This is a genomic window from Richelia intracellularis HH01 (assembly GCF_000350105.1).
Classification (GTDB): Bacteria; Cyanobacteriota; Cyanobacteriia; order Cyanobacteriales; family Nostocaceae; genus Richelia; species Richelia intracellularis.
This window is the reverse complement of the sequence record NZ_CAIY01000011.1, coordinates 39795-61915: the sequence shown is the minus strand read 5'-3', so window position 1 is coordinate 61915 and position 22121 is coordinate 39795. Positions and strand designations below refer to the sequence as shown.

At 32.7% G+C, this 22121-nt stretch carries 15 protein-coding genes, 1 other RNA gene and 1 pseudogene; 10 read left to right on the top strand and 7 right to left on the bottom strand.

What is annotated here, in order from left to right; translation table 11 throughout:
• From RINTHH_RS01085 to RINTHH_RS11435, 3 genes and pseudogenes are all read right to left on the bottom strand, one after another.
• On the bottom strand, nt 1-982 hold a 982-nt coding region (locus tag RINTHH_RS01085; RefSeq protein ID WP_044304322.1), incomplete at its 3' end, for a 30S ribosomal protein S1.
• Nucleotides 983-2217: 1235 nt separating this feature from the next.
• A complete protein-coding gene (locus RINTHH_RS01080; protein ID WP_008231806.1) occupies nt 2218-2520 on the bottom strand; it encodes a pentapeptide repeat-containing protein in 303 nt (100 codons plus the stop codon).
• A pseudogene (locus RINTHH_RS11435) lies at nt 2521-2646 on the bottom strand (pentapeptide repeat-containing protein); the annotation flags it as partial.
• A 1670-nt stretch (nt 2647-4316) separates the two neighbouring features.
• Between RINTHH_RS11435 and RINTHH_RS01075 the strand changes: the two are divergent.
• The 5 genes from RINTHH_RS01075 to queF all read left to right on the top strand — a co-directional run bounded on the left by RINTHH_RS01075 (nt 4317) and on the right by queF (nt 7772).
• Entirely contained in the window at nt 4317-4901 is a 585-nt protein-coding gene (locus tag RINTHH_RS01075; protein ID WP_008231805.1) for a Uma2 family endonuclease, read from the top strand.
• Nucleotides 4902-5915: 1014 nt separating this feature from the next.
• A complete protein-coding gene (locus RINTHH_RS01070; RefSeq protein WP_008231804.1) occupies nt 5916-6179 on the top strand; it encodes a YciI family protein in 264 nt (87 codons plus the stop codon).
• Nucleotides 6180-6218: 39 nt separating this feature from the next.
• Nucleotides 6219-6315: signal recognition particle sRNA small type (gene ffs / locus RINTHH_RS10285), an RNA gene on the top strand.
• A 24-nt stretch (nt 6316-6339) separates the two neighbouring features.
• Nucleotides 6340-6744, top strand: a complete 405-nt coding sequence (locus tag RINTHH_RS01065; protein WP_008231803.1) for a phasin family protein — start codon at nt 6340-6342, stop codon at nt 6742-6744.
• Between the two features lie 617 nt (nt 6745-7361).
• A complete protein-coding gene (queF, locus tag RINTHH_RS01060; protein ID WP_008231802.1) occupies nt 7362-7772 on the top strand; it encodes a preQ(1) synthase in 411 nt (136 codons plus the stop codon).
• 571 nt (nt 7773-8343) lie between these two features.
• On the opposite strand, the gene RINTHH_RS01055 is transcribed toward queF, so the two are convergent.
• Nucleotides 8344-9726 (bottom strand): cytochrome c biogenesis protein, encoded by a 1383-nt coding sequence (locus RINTHH_RS01055; RefSeq protein WP_008231801.1) that lies wholly within the window; start codon nt 9724-9726, stop codon nt 8344-8346.
• Nucleotides 9726-10469 (bottom strand): cytochrome c biogenesis protein CcdA, encoded by a 744-nt coding sequence (locus RINTHH_RS01050; RefSeq protein WP_044304329.1) that lies wholly within the window; start codon nt 10467-10469, stop codon nt 9726-9728. The genes RINTHH_RS01055 and RINTHH_RS01050 overlap by 1 nt, the downstream gene beginning before the upstream one ends.
• 1594 nt (nt 10470-12063) lie before the next feature.
• On the opposite strand from RINTHH_RS01050, the gene RINTHH_RS01045 reads away from it, so the two are divergent.
• The gene (locus RINTHH_RS01045) at nt 12064-12573 is read left to right on the top strand and encodes a DUF4149 domain-containing protein (RefSeq protein WP_008231799.1); all 510 of its coding nucleotides are present in this window, start codon (nt 12064-12066) and stop codon (nt 12571-12573) included.
• 95 nt (nt 12574-12668) lie between these two features.
• On the opposite strand, the gene RINTHH_RS01040 is transcribed toward RINTHH_RS01045, so the two are convergent.
• On the bottom strand, nt 12669-13304 hold the full coding sequence (locus RINTHH_RS01040; protein WP_008231798.1) for a bifunctional 4-hydroxy-2-oxoglutarate aldolase/2-dehydro-3-deoxy-phosphogluconate aldolase: 636 nt from the start codon (nt 13302-13304) through the stop codon (nt 12669-12671).
• Between the two features lie 1673 nt (nt 13305-14977).
• On the opposite strand from RINTHH_RS01040, the gene RINTHH_RS01035 reads away from it, so the two are divergent.
• From RINTHH_RS01035 to RINTHH_RS01015, 4 genes are all read left to right on the top strand, one after another.
• Nucleotides 14978-16027, top strand: coding sequence for a permease (locus tag RINTHH_RS01035; protein WP_008231796.1), 1050 nt, complete (start codon nt 14978-14980; stop codon nt 16025-16027).
• A 55-nt stretch (nt 16028-16082) separates the two neighbouring features.
• Nucleotides 16083-16853, top strand: coding sequence for a TIGR03943 family putative permease subunit (locus RINTHH_RS01030; protein WP_008231795.1), 771 nt, complete (start codon nt 16083-16085; stop codon nt 16851-16853).
• 53 nt (nt 16854-16906) lie between these two features.
• On the top strand, nt 16907-18406 hold the full coding sequence (locus RINTHH_RS01025) for a hypothetical protein (RefSeq protein ID WP_008231793.1): 1500 nt from the start codon (nt 16907-16909) through the stop codon (nt 18404-18406).
• Nucleotides 18407-19256: 850 nt separating this feature from the next.
• Entirely contained in the window at nt 19257-19925 is a 669-nt protein-coding gene (locus RINTHH_RS01015) for a hypothetical protein (RefSeq protein ID WP_044304327.1), read from the top strand.
• A 469-nt stretch (nt 19926-20394) separates the two neighbouring features.
• Here the strand turns inward: RINTHH_RS01015 and glmM are convergent, their stop codons facing one another.
• On the bottom strand, nt 20395-21849 hold the full coding sequence (gene glmM, locus RINTHH_RS01010) for a phosphoglucosamine mutase (protein WP_008231788.1): 1455 nt from the start codon (nt 21847-21849) through the stop codon (nt 20395-20397).
• Nucleotides 21850-22121 lie beyond the last annotated feature (272 nt).

Below are 22121 nucleotides of genomic sequence, written 5' to 3'. Positions count from 1 at the left end.
CCGCAGCAGCTTCTACCACTTCTTCTGTAGCAGATGGAATATCTTCCGCAGTAACTTCTGATTCAACAGTAATTCCTTGCTCTTTGGCAAATAGTTGTTCACGGTACTTAGCAGCCATTTCTTCTGCCTTATCATATACCAAGTCACGATTCTTAATCATGTCACCTGGCTCAGGCTCTAACTGCTTGGTAGATAAAGAAATACGACCTCTTTCTGCATCTAAATCGATGATCATGACTTTCAACTCATCATTCACGTTGAAGACGCTGTGGGGCGTATCAATATGCTCGTGGGAAATTTCTGAGATGTGGAGTAAACCACTAACACCACCAATATCAATGAATGCACCATATGGTTTGATACCACGCACTGTGCCAATTACCACTTCGCCCACTTCTAAACGGTTCATTTTCCGCTCAACTAAGGCACGACGATGTGACAATACTAATCGGTTACGTTCCTCGTCTACTTCTAAAAATTTTAGTGGAAGTTCTTCGCCTAATAAATCTTCTTTTGGCTTACGGGTACTAATATGAGAACCGGGGATAAAACCACGTAAACCCTCAATGCGAACTAATGCACCCCCACGGTTGGTAGCGAACACACCTGAGCGGACTGTTGCATCCTCTGCTTGCAGCTGTCTTACACGTTCCCAAGCACGCATATACTCAATTCGACGGATGGAAAGAGTTAATTGTCCATCCTCATTCTCATCAGTGAGAATGAAAAACTCCCTGGTCTCGTTGGACTGTAAAACTTCATCCGGGCTATCAACCCGGTTTATAGACATTTCTTGTATAGGTATATATGCTGCTGTTTTAGCACCGATGTCAATCAAAGCGCCACGCGGCTCTATACTGAAAACTGTACCGGGTACAATGTCACCTGGACTGAAATGATAATCGTATTTGTCAAGTAGGGCAGCAAAATCCTCATGTGTGAACCCAATTTCAGCAATAGCAGTTGATTTCTGATTGACCATGCTAGTTTTTTCCTGGTTTTTAGTCTCCGTAATATTTGTGCCTCCTAGCGATGTATATGCAAGGGCTTAATAGTGTAAAGTATACACTTACATCTTTCATCATCCTAGCGCAGCAAAGCTAATCTTAACATGCATCTTAAATGTCAAATTGGATGTTATGTTGGGGTAGCTTGCTTTTTCTTGTAGCGTGTTTACCAGTTTTAGCTGAATAATATTACAAACTAAAGGTACAGAATATTATTCAGCCCTGTTTATATATTGAATTAGGCTCTAGGATTAAAAGACAGATGGTAAAAAAGAAAATTTCTACTAAAAATCTGTATGAGTAATCTTTAAATTCAAATTATAAAAAAAGATAAAAAAAACAAAATAGTCAATAAACCTAGCAAGTGATTAAATATAGTTAACTTATTGTTTATAATGACATTAAATCAGCCAGAGTATTTGAATAAATTAAGTATATTTTATATGACAAATTTCTTTCAACATAGATTATTGACTATCTAGATTATAAATAATATATATTAGCATGAGTAGAATCTATGCCTGTAACTTAAAAAATACTCAACGAAATTTACTCAAGTCTAGATTATTGAAACTGAATAAGTTGGAAAAAAGCATAAAATGAGGATATGGGGAATAACATCATGAGTGGTAAGCATGCAAATACTTATCATGGTAGATTAAATTGTTATTTATAACGTGATTATGTATCAATACTACAAGAACTTAAAGATAAGCTATCCCTAATACTACCTATAAATAATTATTACAATTTACCTTTTTAGTTTTAGTCTTACTTGTAAGTTAAAGACTTATCTTCGCTCTAAAATACATGATTACAAGAATTGTTTATTAAGTTGATACTTGAAAATACCACAATTATCTCCGACAATATTAGTATATAATTACTGCTAATAAATCAATGGGATAGGAACTCCTAAGTGATTTCCATCTGTGACCTAACAACCAAGCCTTTTGATAATTTCAGCTCATCTATTAGCTACTTTAGATTATGAATTAATAACTGGATATTATGTTTTTTAGGGACGCCTTAGGATTTAAGTTAAAACCTCAATGCTTTTTCGTAGTTGCTAAAATTACTGTCAGCTTAAATCAAATAATAATTAAATAATCCAAATAAAAGTATTCATTATTAAATGATAATCGCCAAAAACTTGGATAAAATTACAAACCTATTTAAGTTAATTAGGTATTTTCATGACAAACCAGGCTTACCCTTGTGTATATACCTGGTAGGGTATTTTTCCTGATGCTCGCTTGCACATTAACATTGCTTGATAAGCATCAACTAAAGCGCCAGAAAAGTATGTTCCTTCTATATTAGCTCCGTAAAAAGTATTACTAGTAAGTAGAGAATATGTGAAAATTGCATTAGTTAAATCACTTTTATCAAAAGTAACGCGGTCACTAAAAGCTTGAGCAAAATTTGCACCCCCTAAGTTTGCTTGTAAAAAGTAAGCCTTGGTTAAAATAGTTCCCTCTAAATTGGCTCCATGAAAATCTGCCCCGCGCATATCTGCACCAGCAAAAGATGTTCCTGATAAATCTTGTCCAGAAAAATTTTGTCCCCTTAATTCACTTAGAGTATAATTAACTTTACTTTTAAATTCAAATGAATTTGCAGGATAGGAAGCTAGAATCAGATGAAACTCTATTAAAAATAAGAAAACTACGATTTTAGTAATTTGCCATCACTAATATTTTGCTATTTACTTCATAGAAGGTATCTTGATTTTAGACTTTGGACTAATTCTGTATGTATGTGAACTCCTAAAATAGTAACATCTTTTCATGTAATTAGTTTTCCCATGATATAACTAAATTTATTACAGGCTAGGGTAAAACTATTTAAGGCTAATCTATAAAATAGATACTGGTCAAAATTGAAATGTACACTTACTATGAAAGCCTTAACTTTGCCGGTATTTTATGCATTTTATAAATGAATTTTAGACCAAATTGAATAGGTTTAAAAAACTGCTGAGGATTAATTATTGCATTAGAAACATTTAGAATTAGCTTGAGTTTTAATCCGAAGTGTCTGAACTCTATGTAATTGTTAGATTTGTACATTAACCTCTAATGAAAGTCCTATAATCTAACAATAGTTATGATTAAAATATCAGCAGGCTGTGAAGATTTTAATATGGGGTCTAAAATTACCAAAAAGTTTTCTATTATTACATTTCTATTATTACATATAATACATACAAGCCTCGACTGTAACTTTCCTTTCCTATATTAACTCGATATCTTTGGAATTATTATGATTATAAGGATATTATCTAGCTTTCTTTTTTAAGAGATACAAGAAAAATTACATATATGCTAGTATAGCAATCATTTATAAATTATTACTATGAATGAGGCCACTAAAATAAATATAATATTACCGTAATTATGTACTATAGGAAAAATACTAACATGATTGTAGTAGACTCTTCTATTAAAAGTTACTACTATTTTATCTATAGTAAAAACTGGATATATTAGAGTAAATTTTAAAGTTTTAACTTGTGATTTATAGTCTTTTCATCTTTTATTGCTTGCTTTTTAACTGTGTACAGCTACCAAGCCAATATATCTGCATTAAATGCCAATCTCATAGATAAACTATAAATATTTCAAATATTTTTCTTATATAACTGAAAAATTAATAAATAATTGATTTAGCAAAAAAATATGCTTGAAAATTATGCAATTTATTTTAAAAATATGATTTAATAATATCATCATTATCAAGTACATTATTTTTCCTTAGTAAACTCCAGTTAAGAAAAAGAATTGTGAAGTAACTCCTTAAGACAAATTTAATAAATCCAATCCCATTATTAAACTTCAATAATAGTCTGATAGATTTAAGTAATGAAAAGCAAAGACAAATATGTATATTGAAAATGCAGCATTTTCAATAGCTGACGGAGTACTATTAATTGTTTCAAGGAACATAAATTTTGCTACAAGTATAGAAATACTTGTATATTATAATTATGCAATGTATTCTAAATGAGCCTATTAGTATAATTATTTATCTGTAAGAATTTTTTTTAAGTATTCCCTTAAAATTAGAGTTATTTATAAAATATTTGAGTTATTAGTGTTGAATATATAGCAGAGAATAAATATATTTTTTATTCGTAAGTACTAACAGTAAATCTGTATATAATTACTTCAATTAATACTACAAGTATTCATACACCCATAATCTAATCAAAAAAAATAAAATAAATAATCAATATATAATAACCTCGTAGATTCCTCGTTTAGTTAGAATAGGTTTATAGACCTCTTAAATACTCTGTAAGAAACAATGGTATTGATTCAAAACGAATACTATATATCAGGGCAAGAATACTTAAATAAAGAGAAAATAAGCACTATTAAGCATGAATATATTGATGGCCAAGTATATCAAGTTTCTAGTACGAGAAGTGATGCCCATGTAACTATAAACTTAAATTTGGCTTCTCTATTATTAGGCCAGCTTCGTAACAAGGGTTATCGGGTATATATGGCTGATATGAAAGTACAAATAGAGGCTATCAATCGTTATTTTTATCCTGATATACTTTTAACTGGAGATTTACGGGATAAAGAGTACAAGTATTTTAAACGCTACCCCTGTCTTATAGTAGAAATCATATCAGATATGACAGAAGCATATGATAGAGGGAAAAAATTTGCTGATTACCGACAGTTGAAAACTCTTAAAGAGTATGTATTAATTTCCCAAGATATTATGAGTGTGGAATGTTTTCGTCGTAATGAATATGGACGCTGGGAACTATTTCCCTACACGAGGGGCAATAAAGTTGATTTTGCCAGCGTTGATGTTCGTTTTGATATTGGAAATATTTATGAAGATGTAGATTTGATTATTGATAATACACCGTAGAATCTCATTAATAGGAACAATAAGCTTGAGCAGTCAAAACAAATTATATACCGAATTTAATATTAGTATAAACTTACCAAGTATAAGAATTATTATATTAACTCAAGTAGTTAATATTACTGCTATATGAATAATATAATCATGGTTATAAAAGATATCATAGTGTGTGATAATACTTTTCAAGTATCCATCAATTCCTTAGTGTTAGAATATAGAGTCATTGAATTCAGATAGAAAATGATAAGTAAGAAAATACTAGTTTTACGTAAAAATTTTGACTATGAATTCACACAATACTAATTCATTTATCTTACTTAAGAGCCTATTATATAGAAGATAGAAATCAAATTTGATTTCTATCTTCTATATTCATGTGGGATTATATATTCATCAAACACTCTATTTTAATTGTTATCAAATACTCTTGTATTGCCATAGTATCCAATACTGGTACAGGTATCACTTAAAAAAACGGATAATTAACTTACTGACTGAGTATTTTCTTATACTCTTTTAGGTAGAAGTTCTACTAAATTCAAATATCATTGAGAATTATTTGAGTTCAAAATTAAGATTAGAGGTTGTTCCTTTTAAGTTTAGAGTAAAACTTACTTGTTGCTTACAGATGGGAATAAGTAGGTTCTCATTACAACCCTATGAATTCCCCTTTTCAATCTGGTTATTAGTTATATTAATACTCTTAATTTATAACCCAACAGCCTAACTGAGTAGCTTTATTTTTAAAGTTTTAACCAGCTTACTAATTTCTGTTTTCTAACAAATTTATGGGCTAGAGTTAAGTTGATTGACTAGCAACTCACATCTCAAACAAAAGAAACTATTTTCAAAAAAAATAAACCCTTATTTTAAAAAGTCAATAAGGTCGAAATTACAATAATTTTATTTGCTAAAGAATTAAAACATACACCTTCTCCAAAAATTTGATTCAAGTGTTACCAAAAATGGGGATAATTAAAATTAAAATTACTCGCATACATAGGACTGAAAATAGCAATGACCTGGTTTGTCAGGATAGAGGAAGGTAAGGTTGATAAATCTACCTTTGATAAATATGTGCCTGCCCATACAATTTACGTGCAAGAGCTAATTTCCAAAGGGCACAAGGCCAAAAGTGGCTATTGGGCAAAAAGAGGGGGAGGAATGTTATTGTTTGAGGCTAATTCACTTGATGAAGCCCAGGCAATTGTAGAAGCTGACCCCCTAGTAAAACATGATTGTATTAACTATCAACTAAATGAATGGCGAGTTGTTACTTAACAATACACAATCTGCGCATTTAGTGTTATACTCGGATAAGACCTGGACCTATGCAACCATGACACTTGAACTTTGTCAGGACCGGAAGGTAGCAGCAATAAGAGACGCTTATGGTAGGCTTAGTCTCCGGGTCGCCCACTCTATTGAATTAATAGCCATAATGCCTGGTTTTGGAGACATTGTAAAAAAAGCCTTTTATATTGGTGTAGGTATAGCCTCTTATGCGGGTGAGAAGACTGGTAATGCATTAATCGACTTGCAGTCGCACATCCAAAAACTAGCTGATGAAATGGTGGTAAGGGGGGAAATGAACACCGAAGAAGCCCGTCTTTTTATCGAAGATATGATGAGACAAGCTCAAAAGGCACAATCCCAATATAAAGCCCAGTCAGAATATAGTGTTGAATATAAGAAAAAAGGAGATTCAGAACCTCGCCATATTGAGATTTTGGACGAGGGTGGGCAGTCGACAAAAGAAAGCTCCTCAACAGTTAGCGTATATGGTTTACGAAAACGGGTTTTAAGCCTACAGGAAGAATTAAAACGCCTACAAGAAGATAAATAGTAATTACTAACTTTGTGATATTCCTTTGTAAAGGACTCTATTACTTATTTCTCGTTCATGCAATCCTGCCATTTGGATTAAATGCTGGGGGGTTATAGATATTTTCTTTTATGTATCTATGTCTGGATTTTCCAAATCACTGGTTTCTAATCTATTAGATTTAGAGAAAAGTTAGGCAAAAGTTTTTGGAAAGCTATTCAATATGTAAACTATAAAGTAGTGAAGCTTCTTGTCTGTTTTAATGGGATACCATATTATTTTTCCGAATTCACTGAATAAAAAAATGTATAAACTCGTCAATACAGATTGTGAAGGTTTGTTTGATCGGGTTATCAGAATGTTGAATTATTCTATCTTATAATATTAAAATACAATAAGAGATTTTAACTTGGTTTCCACGTATAGAGTGGATTAATTACTTGGGATACTAGTGTGCATGGTTTGCATTTTTTATCATAGTCTGTTTATAGAAATTTAATTATAATTATGTTTGCAGATTGTTAGCATGTATAATTAGGGATGAAAATACCGATTTTTTCGGATATTATAGACTAACTCTTAGAGTAGTTCAATTGAAACTGACCCTGATAATATATTACTAATTAATCATTTATTCTATGGTACAAGAAACTACATCAACCTTCAACCAGACCGTAAAATATGGCGAAAGGAATATTGTAGAGGGCAAACTAATTACATTCCCAAATCCGCGCATTGGCCGTCATTATAATATTAACATTAGTCTGCCAGAATTTACCTGCAAGTGTCCTTTTTCTGGATACCCAGACTTTGCCACTATTTACATTACCTATATACCATATGAGAAGGTAATGGAGCTCAAAGCCCTGAAACTTTATATTAATGGCTATAGAGATAAATATATATCCCATGAGGAATCTGCAAATCAAATACTTGATGATTTTGTAGAAGCTTGCGATCCTCTAGAAGCAACTGTCAAGGCAGATTTTTCTCCTCGCGGCAATGTGCATATGATAGTCGAGACAAAATATAGTCAGAATAATCATTAATATTAATTAGCCATATTGACGACTGAGTTTGGGGTTTAGGTTTTAAATATGGAAAATTCTTGAGTAACGGTTGAATATACATAATAAGTTTTCTTCTAATTCTCTTAATCTGAAAATGTAATGCCCCTGCTAACTAAAACTATAAAGGTTAAACTCTTTAGGGAGATACAGAAAAGTTTGGGAATATGAGAAAACATGACAAGAAGTTTTTTAGCTTTTGTTGCTTATTCAAATATCTATCGTTCTAAAGATTATAAAACATCATGTTTGTATGTATAGTTTGTATGAATTACTTGCATTATTTTCAACTTATAAATCTTTAGGAATGCTAATACATCAATCCAAATATTTACAAATTTGAGACGGTTGTTTAAATTTTTTATTAAACTGATTTTAAATAACAGTTGAATCAGTTACAATATCGAAATAAACTTTGAGATTAATATTTTCTAATAACTATTCTAAAGTTTTTATCTTTGAAAAGTTATTTTTTCTGTTTAATTACTTGGAATAGGCGATCTTGTATTTAGACATAAACACATACAATTTTTGATTTAAATAACCGGGATTTTTATTTCTCCTGGGAATAATCAAGTTGATCGAAAATATACAAAATTTCTTTTTCAAAAGTAATTTGAGCACGATTAGTTTTTCCGCCAATGTACAACCTACAATCTTTTTGCAATGCCCAAATTTGTGAGTGGGAAAAGTAACTGATTACCACGCCAAATATCAAAATAGCAAAACCTGTATAGACTCCTATTATTCCAGGGTCAGACTTGATTTGCAAGCCAGTACTTCCAACTATATCTAACAATTTCAAGGTTGCTCCATTAATCTCAGTAGACATTCCCGTACGTAAGATAGTAATTAGTTCACCTCGAGAATTATAAATTGATACTGTACCTTGTAAATCGTTAGTAACAAGTGAAACTCCTGAACTCAAATCTGATTTAGTGGGAATCCAAGTACCCCATAGCTTACCTTTACCTCGTTTATCAATTTCAGCCATTGGCAATTGAAAAATAGGACTGTTATTAATTTGGACTTTCACCCCCACAATATTCCAGCTGGTTTGGTAAAAAGTTATACCTTGGTAGCGTAGAGGCTCGTTAACAAAAATTTTTTTGTGATCAACTTCTTCTCCCCGAGCATTTAATACTGACATATCAGAATAGAATTGATCAATTCTGCCATTGGCAGTGTAGTCAATCCAAAAGCGATTGACCCGCACAGACCAGTCTAAAGCAAGTGGTTTTACTGCAAAAGGCCCGGTAGTTACAATATTTTTGATTTTGAAAGTACTTCCACTGGGTATCATTTCCTGGGCAACAAAACCAGTTAGTGCTCCCCAGATACTACCTAATAGGATTGTAATAATACCAATGTGTACGATAATTGGCCCAATTTTTCCAATAATCCCCTTGCGGGCATATAGGAGTCCTTGCTGTTCTGGAAAGACTTTATAATGACAATCATTTAATAAATTGCTCAGTTTTTCTATGGAAGCATAATTATTTTGGTCCAAATTAAACTCTGCACTCAATGCCAGCTTGGTAAACTGCTGTGGTTTATCATAAAACTTCCACCGTTGTGCAGCTTTTAGCATTGGCAATTGGCGGGTAAAGGTACAGGCAGATAAGCTTATGCCAAAAAATATAATTAATACCAAAAACCACCAAGTCCGGTAAACATCATTCAACCCCAATAACTGGATTACTTTCCAAGATAAAAAACCTAATATGGCTGGGCTTTCCGGATAATTAGCCTGATAAAAACTAGGTGGTTTACCCTGCTCAATTACAGTGCCAGTTACACTGAATAGAGCTATGAGTAAAAGTAGAATGATTGCCAAACGTAAATCTGTAATTAAATGCAAAAAACCCCTGGGCAAAAGTCTTTGCCCATTAAGCCACAACTTTGATGTTTTGTTAGTTGTATTATCTAAAGTCATTAATTAAAACTACTAATGGGAATCCGAGACATCAAGGAAAATATGCCAAATCCTAAGAGCAATACACCACTAACAGGGTTAATCCATGTTGACCAACGACGCAATTTCAGGACCCTCTTTAGTGAGGCAGTAAAAGTACCTACTATAATCAGAGGAGTTACGTAACCAAGAGTATAAGCAAGTAGCATAAGACCACCCAAGGTCAAATCCTGGGTGTTAGCAACCCAGCCCAGTAAACTTGCTAACACAGGAGTACTACATGGTGATGCGACTAAACCAAAACTTAAACCAGCTAAATATGCCCTTACTTCTGGTGGTAGTTCCTGAGAAATCCAATCAATCCCTCCCAAATTGGGCATTTTTAATGGCAAAGCCTCCAGTAAATTTAGACCCATGAGAATCGCAATTATGCTTACAATAATAGGTAAACCAATACCAATCTGCCCATAAACCTTCCCAATTGCAGCTGCTGCAATACCCAAACCTGCCATAGTTGTTGCTAGTCCAAAGGCAAACCATGTAGATTGAGTTGTAGCCTTTAGACGACTTTTATCTTCATAACCACCGATGTAACCAATAGTTATAGGCAGCATAGAAAGCATACAGGGAGTAAAGCTAGTAAATAGCCCAGCTGTAAAAATCACACTAATACTTATCAAACTGATATGGGTCAATTGATTTGCCACTAATGTATTAGCAAAATGTTGGATTATATAAGTCTGGGTTTTCAGAGTTTCCAGCATGGAGCCCATGGAAAGATGAAATACTTGAAACATTTAAATTCTAGCTTATTTTCCCTTATTTAATACTGAAAGGAAGATATTAACATCGAAAATAAGAGCCTTGGGAAATAAGAGCAAGCATTTACAATTAGTGGTCTGATACTGATAATACTAAACATGATATCTGGAACATTATGACGAAGATCTGCTAGTATTATGAAATAATTTAGATCAAAAATAATATTATCCAAAACCTAGTATTGCAAGAGTGTGTACTAGTTATCTGAAATTAATTAGAATACGTTAAAACTTTAGGCTAAAACATAGAAAAATCATCAACTAAATTTGAGGCAGTTGTCAGCTTCTGAGAATGTACGTGATAGTAAAATCATTTGTCAGTATATATTCAGCAATTTTATCGAAGATTGATCAAGTTATAATAAATAGCCAAGTTATGACCTAACGATGCAAAAATAATAAAATATCAGTTGTGATCCTAGTCAGGACTAGCATAATTCGTGGAAGATACTCTTTTATATATAAATATAAATAAAAAGACAAAATGAAAATCCAATTATCTTAACAGGTAGCTAAACATAGATGTTGTAATCAAATTATTAGTGTTAATTAGTTATTTATAATGTTTTGAAAAAATGTATTTATTAATCAATATAAAAGATAATGGCTATCCTAGTATTCTAATAATCTGGAAACTAATTGAATAAGCTATTAAAATTTATTCCTAAAATAACTTTTAAATACTCTTGTAGCCAAGATATATTTAGGGTATTTTGTGGTAGTTCTCGCTACTACAGTTATAGATGGATAGTGTTACTACAGAATGGTAAATTATGAGTCAAGTTATGATATTGATAAAAGTATAATTCGAAATCTATTATGTTTTATATCTTGCTAAGACTTGAGTAAATGCGGAATTGTATATTAATATCCTATGATAGGAAAGTTATAAGCCAAACTATATAGCTGAAGATTGAAAAAATAAAAATTCAGAGTATATCTAAGTTTACCGTAATTATTAAAGTGATTTTATGGGGATATCATACTAAGATAATGCAGATATAGATATTATAGTTAAACTTAAAATTCTGACCATCTTAAATTTGCTACTGCCAGATCATAAGATTCTTAATTTGATAAAAATCTCTAGTGACTTTCACAAAAAGTAGTGTCACAATAACTGCAAGCTAAATCCACAATTATTCCTCAAAAATTATAATTGCAATGGTTAGCAATAGAATAGCTTATGGATATAGTCGTTAAACAAAAGCAGACTGGTAAGTAGAATAATTGAATTAAACATAGAAAAACTCAATCTCAATGGAAGCATGGGTAAATATAGTAGTATGTGAAAGTATAAACAATTCTCCCTATTTTATCCGCTTTAGAGTAAGTAATTATTGAGAAAATGACCTTATAAAAAATAACTGAAGATATTAATTATGTAGTAATTATAAATTACTCTTGATATAACTTTATGTTTTTTAATGGGAGCACATTCATAGTTCGTAATTTGTTTGTAACAGATTATGGATATTTATTGTAAAAACTAGTAATTAAGTAGGAGACTTAGTTACTAGTTTTTACAATTACAATTATGGATACTATTTCCCCTTTTGGATACAAACGTCACTTTTGGCAAAATATTATTATCTTGACTTTGGGGTTTTGGCTCAGTGCCAATCTAATTATAGACTGGTTGATCATGCCTGGTTTATATGTTTCTGGAGTAATGAAGCAACCTGGTTTTATCCAAGCTGGGTATACAGTTTTTTGGAACTTTAATCGTATTGAGTTATTATGTGCAAGTTTAGTACTGACAGGAATCTTAGTCCTGAGTAAAAAGGAAGCGAAGTTAGATTTGACCATGTTGTGTTTAGCAGGATTATTACTGGTGATATGCCTTGTAGATACTTATATTTTGACACCGCAAATGTCTGCCATGGGCTTACAGATGAATCTATGGCAGATGAATATCAAAATTGCCAATATTATGAATACGTTACATGGATTTTATCTAATCATTGAAGCAGTTAAATTAATAGCTGTTTGCACCTTGTTTTCTCTATATTGGGGCAAATATTGTACAAGAAGTAAAGAGACTTAGGATAAAGGATGAATCTTAAATCCTAATCTAAAGGTTATCTACATATATCTACATATTAGATTATTAATTTCTAAGAGTTTAGATTTGCCAGGCTTTTATTTTCTCGTATCTTCTAATCTATTTATTAACTTTCTTGCCATATTAGAAATAGATGGCCAGTTTCTGCTGCGAATGCATGTCTGAGGAAATAACTGTCCACCCAAACCCACAGCGATTGCACCTGCTTGAATAAATTCCCTAGCGTTATCTAAATCTACACCACCTGTAGGTATTAAGGGAATTTCCCTCAAAGGGCCTTGAAGATAATTAATATAGTTGGCTCCTCCTACTGTCATTATGGGAAATACCTTAACACAACTTGCACCCATATTCCATGCAGTAACAATTTCTGTGGGAGTCAAAGCACCGGGTATCATTGGTATACCTAAAGATTGAGCATAGGTAATCATATTTGGATCTACATGTGGGGCAAACAAAAACTGTGCTCCTGTGGCAATTGCATCTTTGAGGTGATGCATATTTAGAATAGTTCCTGTTCCAATCCAACAATGGGGTAATTCTAAACGTAATTGAGCAATCAAACTCCCTGCTTCTGCGCTGTTCCAAGTAATTTCAATTATTTCCATACCTCCTGATACTACAGCCATAGCCATTTGATATCCTAATTGCCTTTCCGAAGCACGAATAACTGCAATTGCGCGATGTTGTTTAAGAACTTGCAACCAAGTCATACTGAGTAAAGTTTCCTATGACAAAACAAGCAGTTATATGGTTTCAAGCCACAAAAAAATACCTTGACTTCCATGCAGCTATATTTATATCAAATTTGTGTACATAAACTTTCACCAATTTGCTGACATATCTAACGGATGCATCTCAAACATAGCTACTCCTTATCATTTTGTTTTTTTTAAATAGGCTTATAATTTAAGTACAACATTTGTACTAATAAATACATTTATATGGGTCTTATTATGAACTGTTACTATTAATTTAACGTCAAATTAAAAAATAATAAGCCATACTAAATGTTATATACCAGAGTCATTGTTATGGTTTAAAGGCATTTACCTATAATTAATGAAGTATTAAGACTTAAATTTACTATGGGAAAAGAATACTAAAATAGTATCAAAGTAAGAACCTCTTTTATTTTGGATTTAAAATTTAATCGTTGAAGTTATTGATTCATGCTTTTTAATTCTTAGACAAAACATCTACATGCATAAATATATCTATTGTATCCAACAATTTATATATTATCATCAATTGAAAATAATACTGATAATTGGGTATACTTTGTAAGTACTATATTATTAATTTTTTATCATTACTGAGTTTCTATCTCAAAGTTCTTTATGGCTTATTATTTAATATAAATTTGCTGATAAGATTTACAGCTATTATTATCATAATTATGATAGCAGGAGTATTTTTATTATGGTTGTTATATTTTATATTTTTACATAAATCATAAGGCTATTAATCAGCTAATATTAACATTATTGTATTTACGGATATGATATTAGGAACTGTGTAATTATTATTTTTACTATATTTAATTCATATTTTCTTAGTTCAATATTATGTTTTTATATACAAACTTATGAATAGGAGTTATACAACTAGTAAAGTCTAATTGAAAGTAATACAAACTCACTAAACAACAAATAAGTGAAATTACAGATATATTCCGGTGCTAATATATCTGTTTTAATAAACCGCTTGAAAAATCCGTTATTTGTATTTTTGATACTACTTGGTACTTAAAAAAAATATAGTAAATTATAGTTGCCATATTTTTAATTCCTTGAATATCTAGAATTACCTCATTATATGTTTTTTGAGACTTAATATACAATCCCTGATAAAATTGTGTGTCTGCTATTTAATTTCCTTATTTGCAATATTCTATGAAAATTTTTGTATACTATTAACTGTGGAGGTCAATCTTTCAGATGGGAACCAATATAATTAATCTTTCCTTATAACACCCCATATATAGCAAAATATGGCTTCCTGTATTTTATAATCAGACAAGATTATAGACTTCATGACTCTAGTCATCTATTATTATGGGTTTTTGGAATAAAGTTACTGACAAATTCATATTGTTCATATGTTAAGTTGCTTGGGTACACTTTACTCATTTAACTTAATAAGTGAAATTTTTACTATTTGTGCACTATCTATGCTTAGAAAACTTTTTTTACTCTTATACTTGACTTTTGACTTTTTAAAAGCCTTTTTATTTTTATGGAGAGAATACAGAACAAAATTGCAATACCCATACTTTCAAAAGTATATTTATCTATTATCCAGTATTCATGTTTTATAAATGCTCATAGAAGATTTAACTTTAACTCCGTGTAAATACTTAATTTAGCTTTAGTCAGCGAACCCCATGAATCCACTGAATAATGGTTTTACTATATTCTTGAGTCTGCTAATTGAAGCAATACCTTTTTTGTTAATGGGGGTTTTATTTTCAAGTTTTTTATTGTTTTTTATCGATGAGCGTAAACTTTTAGCGATGGTTCCCAGGAACCCCTTATTAGGTGCGATATTTGGCTGTATGATTGGCTTTGCATTTCCTGTGTGTGAATGTGGTAATGTACCAGTAGCACGAAGATTTTTAATGCAAGGAATACCTGTTCCCGTGGCAATTGGATTTTTGTTGGCCGCACCAACAATTAATCCAATTGTTATTTGGGCTACTTGGACGGCATTTCGAGGACAACCGGAAATTGTTTTTTTACGGGTGATTTTGTCCTTTGTAATAGCTTCTATTATTGGCTTTATATTTAGTTTCCAAAAAGATGTATCTCCTATCGTTCAACCAAAATTAGCTCGTTATCTAAGGTTTAATCCGACGACTAAGCAAAGACAATCATATATAAAGCAAGAAAGCTTAATATCTCAGCCAGCATATAATTCAAATTTCTTGAAATCGGGGAACTATTGGTTGGGTAACCAAGCCAGCTTGACCTCAAATATTGAGAGTAATTTATCAGGTACTCTTGAACCTATAGCTAGCAAATCAACTCTAGATAAAATACAACTAGTACTGTCAAATACCATACAAGAACTACGTGAATTAGGGGCAGTACTAGTATTAGGAAGTGCTCTTGCAGCCACAATTCAAGTGTTAGTTTCCCAAGAATTAATTATCAGTCTTGGTGCAGGTTCAATCTCCTCAATTCTTGCCATGCTAGCATTAGCTACGGTGGTATCTATCTGTTCTACAGTAGATTCTTTCTTTGCTCTATCTTTTGCTTCTACTTTTACTAGTGGTTCCTTGTTAGCATTTCTTGTATTTGGTCCAATGATTGACCTCAAGGGTATTGGTTTACTACTATCAATTTTTAAGCCCAAAACAGTATTTTATTTCTTTGCCTTGGCTGGGCTATTGACATTTTTGTTTACTCTGTTTATTAACTTGCATATCATTTAAATGACTAGTCATTTATTTCTGCCTATTTCATATAATTTCACAATGACTAATAGATATGAACTTGCCTAATTTCGGAGTAAGAGTCTACAGAATTTTACTCCCCTGGCTAGATATTTTAGCAATATCAGCCTGGGGAATTTTGATTTTGAAATACTGGTCTACAGGCAAGCTGAGTTTGTTGATTCACCCTAATTATTTTACCCTGGTTTTGCTTACTGGTATTATCTTAATAATTATCAGTATTGCTAGAAGCAGGCAGTTGTGGCAACAACGTCATTGTGAAGTAAGATACTCAGTTCAGCACATTAGTATTTTTCCACCTGGTTGGGGCAGCACTTTACTTTTGGTCACAGCAGTTTTGGGGTTTGTGTTCACCCCTCAGGTTTTTGCCAGTGATAAGGCAATACAAAAGGGAATAAATGATTTATTGGGCTTATCTCGTATACAACCCCAGTCATTTAGGGTTTCCGTAAATCCTGAGGAAAGATCACTCATAGATTGGATACGCACTTTAAATGTATATCCAGAACCAGATGCATATGTAGGGCAAAAAGCCAAAATTCAAGGTTTTGTGATTCATCCTCAAGATTTTGGAGATGATTTTTTTTTGCTTGCACGCTTCGTACTTACTTGTTGCGCTGCAGATGCTTATCCTGTAGGATTACCCATCAAAGTATTAACTTCCCGTCAGGAATATAAACCAGATTCATGGCTGGAAGTACAAGGAATCATAGGAGCAACAACTCTATTAGGGAAGCGCCAATTAATTATTAATGCTAGTTCCCTAAAAAAGATTCCACAGCCGAATAATCCCTATGAATATTAAGTTGGGCAGAGGAGGTAACAGAAAAATCGTTATTGCTAATTCAAAATTACGTCATGTCTATCAATAAATTTTTTTTACAACCACTTGATCGAATTGCAATCACTATTTTACTGTTTGTCTTTTTGTTAATTTGGTTATTGATTTTACGAGGTGATATTGTCCAGCCTAGTGTTAGGGAATTCAGTTGGGAAAACAAGAGAATCGGAGCTGATGAAGTATCCTTTGGGTTGACTTTTAGTCGTCCCATGGATATCAAAAGTGTGGAGGAGAACCTTATAATTGATCCTCCCCTAGCAGGCAAGTTTAGCTGGGTAGGACGGCGACGTATGGTTTATACTCTGTTAACTCCAGCACCTTATGGGACGGATTATCAAGTTAAATTGCAAAAGGCACAGGATTATTTTGCAGCTAAAGCAGGTGGTAAAAAATTTATTCAGCCTTTCATCGGTAAATTTTCCAGCCGTGATCGCGTGATTCTTTATATTGGAGCAGAATCAAATAACCAAGGTCGCCTAATCATGTACAACTTAACACGGCAACAGAAACAAATACTAACACCACGAGACCTAGTGGTTACGGAATTTAAACCTTATTCAAACCGAGAGAAAATCCTATTTACTGCTCATTCTGCTCGTAATGAAGATATACTATCTGCAAAATTATATACAGTTACTACAGGTCTTTCTACTCGGCAAAATAAAAAACCGACCCAACCAGGACAGTTCAAATTAACTCTAGACAGTGAAAAATACCAAATACTCAAATTTGATCTATCTCCTAATGGAAAAACCATCGTAGTGCAAAGAGGTAATAAAGACAACCCAAGTGATTTTGGATTGTGGTTTATGTCAGATACAGGTGGAGAATCTGCAAAAGACTTTCAAAAACTGGAAAGTCAACCAGGAGGGGATTTCATAATTACTCCAGATGGTCAAGCAGTTGCAATTTCCCAAGGACAGGGAACTGCAATTCTACCCCTACAAATAGATGCTAATAAGCCTTTAGATTTTCTACCCCAATTTGGGTTGGTGAAAGCATTCTCAAAAGATGGGGCTTCAGCTGCAATGGTTAAATTTAATGCAGACTATACCCGCGAACTCTTTTTAGTTACTAATCAGGGTCCTCAGAAGCAACTTTTTAAAACAACAGGTTCTATTTTGAGCTGTCAATTTGATTCTGCATCACCCACGATCTACTGTCTATTAACACGGGTGTTGTCTGGAGAAATTTATCAAGAACAGCCTTATATAGTGGCAATCAATTTGAGAACTGGGGAACAAAGACCATTACTTGTATTGCCTACAGGACAAAATAATATCCGTATGAATCTGTCTCCTGATGGTTTGGGTTTATTATTCGACCAAGTATACTTGCAACCCACAAATTTCCAACAATCTCCTGGCATCAACTTGAGAACGGATGGTGGTCAACAAATTGCTAGTAGCCAACTATGGTTAATGCCTTTGTTACCTATTGCGGATCTGAAAAGCTCCAAGGCTATAACACCAGATAAACTCCCTTTAGTTGGTTTTAATCCTCAATGGCTGCCTTAGTAATTTATAAATCGATTATTCTATGTGAATTTAGATCTAAAAATAATCTAACTATTTATCTGCCCCAATATTTATTAGGGTTGTTAAGAAATAACAGGTAACAGACATTAGATTGAGTAGAAATTATGGCAGGAATGTTAAATATTAAGCAGGACTTAAAACGATAGGGAAGAGAGCAGAGATAAATTGTTATATTATGACTGTTTAACTTCAAGTTTTATTTTATTTTTGAGGCCGAATGCTATTTTCGTTTGATATAGTTATTGATTCAAGATGATGACTAGTACTCATAGAGTATAAGAATTTCTTCTATAATAAACTGGGATTAAGATAGACGAAATCATCAAGAAATATAATTAAGATGATATGGAGGAAGTTTTAAGCCTTCTGGGGAAATTAAGTAGGCTATGATTAGTTAATTTCAATGCCTTGAGTTTAAATGGATAAAATAGGCTTTCATAACAGCAAGGGGGTATTAGTTATAAATAAGTTATTCTTATTAGGAGAAGTTATTTATAAAAGGTTACCATTGCCCATGAAAAAATGAGAGTAGTTTTTTAGTAGTACTCTTAACAAAAATTTATTTGTAATTTCTTTGAATGTGGAAAATTTGAAAATAGTAATATAATATTTACTATCCCCCATACAAATATTAAGTAAGGTAGTGAGTCCATCCAAATATGGGGGAGTGAACTTAATTACAATCACTACCATTAATTTACAGATTAAAGCCAGAGCAAATGTTTAGCTATAAGACTGTATAGCTTCTGGTCACCGAATACCGATAAATAAATGAATTAATATGTCTAAATATTTACACAATAATCAAAAAAAACCAGGGGGAATTTCTATGTCTAATAGGTCTATCCTAAAGCCAGGAGCTGCAATCATAACAGCAATTTATATTTGCACAAGTGCAATTCTACCAACAGCATCCTCCTCGCCTGCGATAGCACAAGTGCTTTCCAACCAAGTTAGAAGACTTGCAATTAGTGCAGGTGCGGTATTGCCCACTACATATTCTAAAGATAAAATAGTTATTACTTCTAAGAAAATACAAGAAATTACATTAGAAATACCCAATAATATTATTGACAAGAACGGAAAAATACTAATACCAGCCCGCAGTCAAGTTAAAGGGCGACTAGAACCAGCTAGTCTTAATGGGAAAGTTGGTTCTCAATTCATTGCAGAAGAAATAATATTTCCTAATAGTATGAGAAGAAACATAAATGCTACCTCAAATATTATTACTAATAAAGGAGCTATGAGCAAAGTTAATAATAATATGAGGGTTCTAGAAGATACAGCTGCAGGTATTGGTGCTGTGGCTCTCATTTCACTACTAACAGGTGATAAAAAGATTAATGCATTGGAAATTTTTGCTGGTGGTAGCTTAGGTGCAGTTGCTGGTACATTATTCAGACGGAAGAAAATCGCAACTGTGGTGATTGAGCCAAATAAAGGGGATTTGAATATAACTCTGCGTTCTAATTTTATAGTCCCTGATAAATATTAGTATTGTAAATATTAATATTTTTGCAAGCACCTATGATACAACTTAACAGAATTATTGATAATGATTTTATAGGCTTAAATCAGCACTTCGATTACTTTGTATAAATTGTAACAAGTATTTGCTCTAATTTCCATTGTTGTTATGACTAAAAATTATTTCACTGTCAATAATTGTATATTGAAGATATTGTCTAAGAATTAATAGTAGATACAAGACAACAAAAAAGTTCTACCCTTAAGTCTTACTCTATAGAGGAAATAGTTACAATCAAGTAGTCATAGAGTTAATCTTAAGGACCTACTTTAATGATTAATATTACGCAGGAGAGTATTGATTTTCAGCAAAATATCAGGAAAGAAGTTTATGATGAAAGTCTCTATGTCTATTAATAATTAAGTTAAAGCCAAGTTGAATATAGAAAACAGCTAATAGCTTTTGATTATTTACTGGTAGTGACTAGATTAATTATCTAGTCTGATAATTCTTTTTGGATAATAACAACTAATTTATTGAGCCATTTTTGTGCAAGTTCGGCAACTTCAGCTTCTACCATCACCCTGATACATGGTTCTGTACCAGAAGCACGAACTAAAATTCTTCCTCTATCACCGATTGCATTTTTTGCAGAGGCGATTACCATTTGTAATGGTTGACATTCTTGCCAATTAGCAAACTTGCTTTTATCTTCCACCCTTATATTTCTCAATAATTGAGGATAAGTTTGGAAGCTTTTGTCTACTATTTCTGAAAGAGAAACCCCTGATTCGTTAACTAGAGATGATACATGTAAGGCTGTTAACAAACCATCTCCAGCAATTCCATAGTGATGGCAGAGTATATGCCCAGATTGTTCACCACCAAGCATACTTCCAGTATTGAGCATTTCTGCCTGAACATGCTGATCTCCTACTTTTGTACGAATAAAGTTGCCACCATTTTTCTTCCATACCTTTTCAAGGCCTAGATTTGCCATTACAGTGGATATAATTAAGTTGTTTGGCAATTTTTGTTTTTGTCTTAAGTAATTACCCCATATATAAAGAATATAATCCCCATTTACTTCTCTACCTTGATTATCAACTGCCAAGACGCGATCAGCATCTCCATCAAATGCAAAGCCCAAATCTGCTTCATTTTGTTTAACACTGGCCTGTAAAATATCCAAGTGAGTAGAACCACAACCCACATTAATACGATTGCCGTCAGCACTATTATGTAAACATATAACTTTTGCACCCATGGATTCAAATACTGAGGATGCCAATCCTACAGATGCACCCCAGGCAACATCTAAAACTATTTTCATCCCCTGTAGTTGATTGGTAGAAAATGGCACCTTTATTGCTTCAGAATAATTCTTTATGAGTTCAGGACGAGCGTAGCATTTCCCAAGGCCAGAAATGGTGATAGTCGGACATACATTTTCTCTAATACCCGTTTCAATCTCTGCCTGTAGCAATTGGTTTAATTTGGTGCCATTAGAACCAAAAATTTTAATTCCGTTGTCTTCTGGAGGATTGTGGCTGGCAGAAATCATTGCTCCACCCATGGCATTAGTCTGATTTATTAAGTAAGCAACACAGGGTGTAGGACATAAGCCCAAATACCAAACTTCTAATCCTGCTGCTTTTAAACCAGCACTTAATGCCATAGCCAAAACACCACTGGAGTTACGAGAGTCTTGACCTAAAATGACAGGCCCAATATGGGAGGTATGGATATTTAATACCACACCAGTCCAAAAACCAATTTGCAATGCCAATGGTACATCTAGTATATCCCCGACCTTACCTCTAATCCCATCAGTTCCAAACAGAGGAGTTTTAGGAAGGTTAAGTTTATCCCAAAGCAGGTTATTTGTGAAATTATTTACAGTAGGATTCAAGCTAATATTGCTTTGATTCCGAACTATTGGGGAAGCCATAAGTTCAAACGCTCCACGCAATCAGATTGGAGGACATTTAATCATATACCCGATTATTCAATTCCTCTTAAAATCTTAATAATTTATGGAGGAACTTGGTTGGTCACTTGTCATCTATAATTCAACATATGTAATATTTAAAGTACTTTAGAAATCAACAATCTTGGGTATTATAGATAGTAATGTCCATATAGAGTGCTTGTTATACAAAAATGCCAATTATCTCCACTACCATTTGTAAATAGTTGATAAGCTTAGAGATAATTAACCAT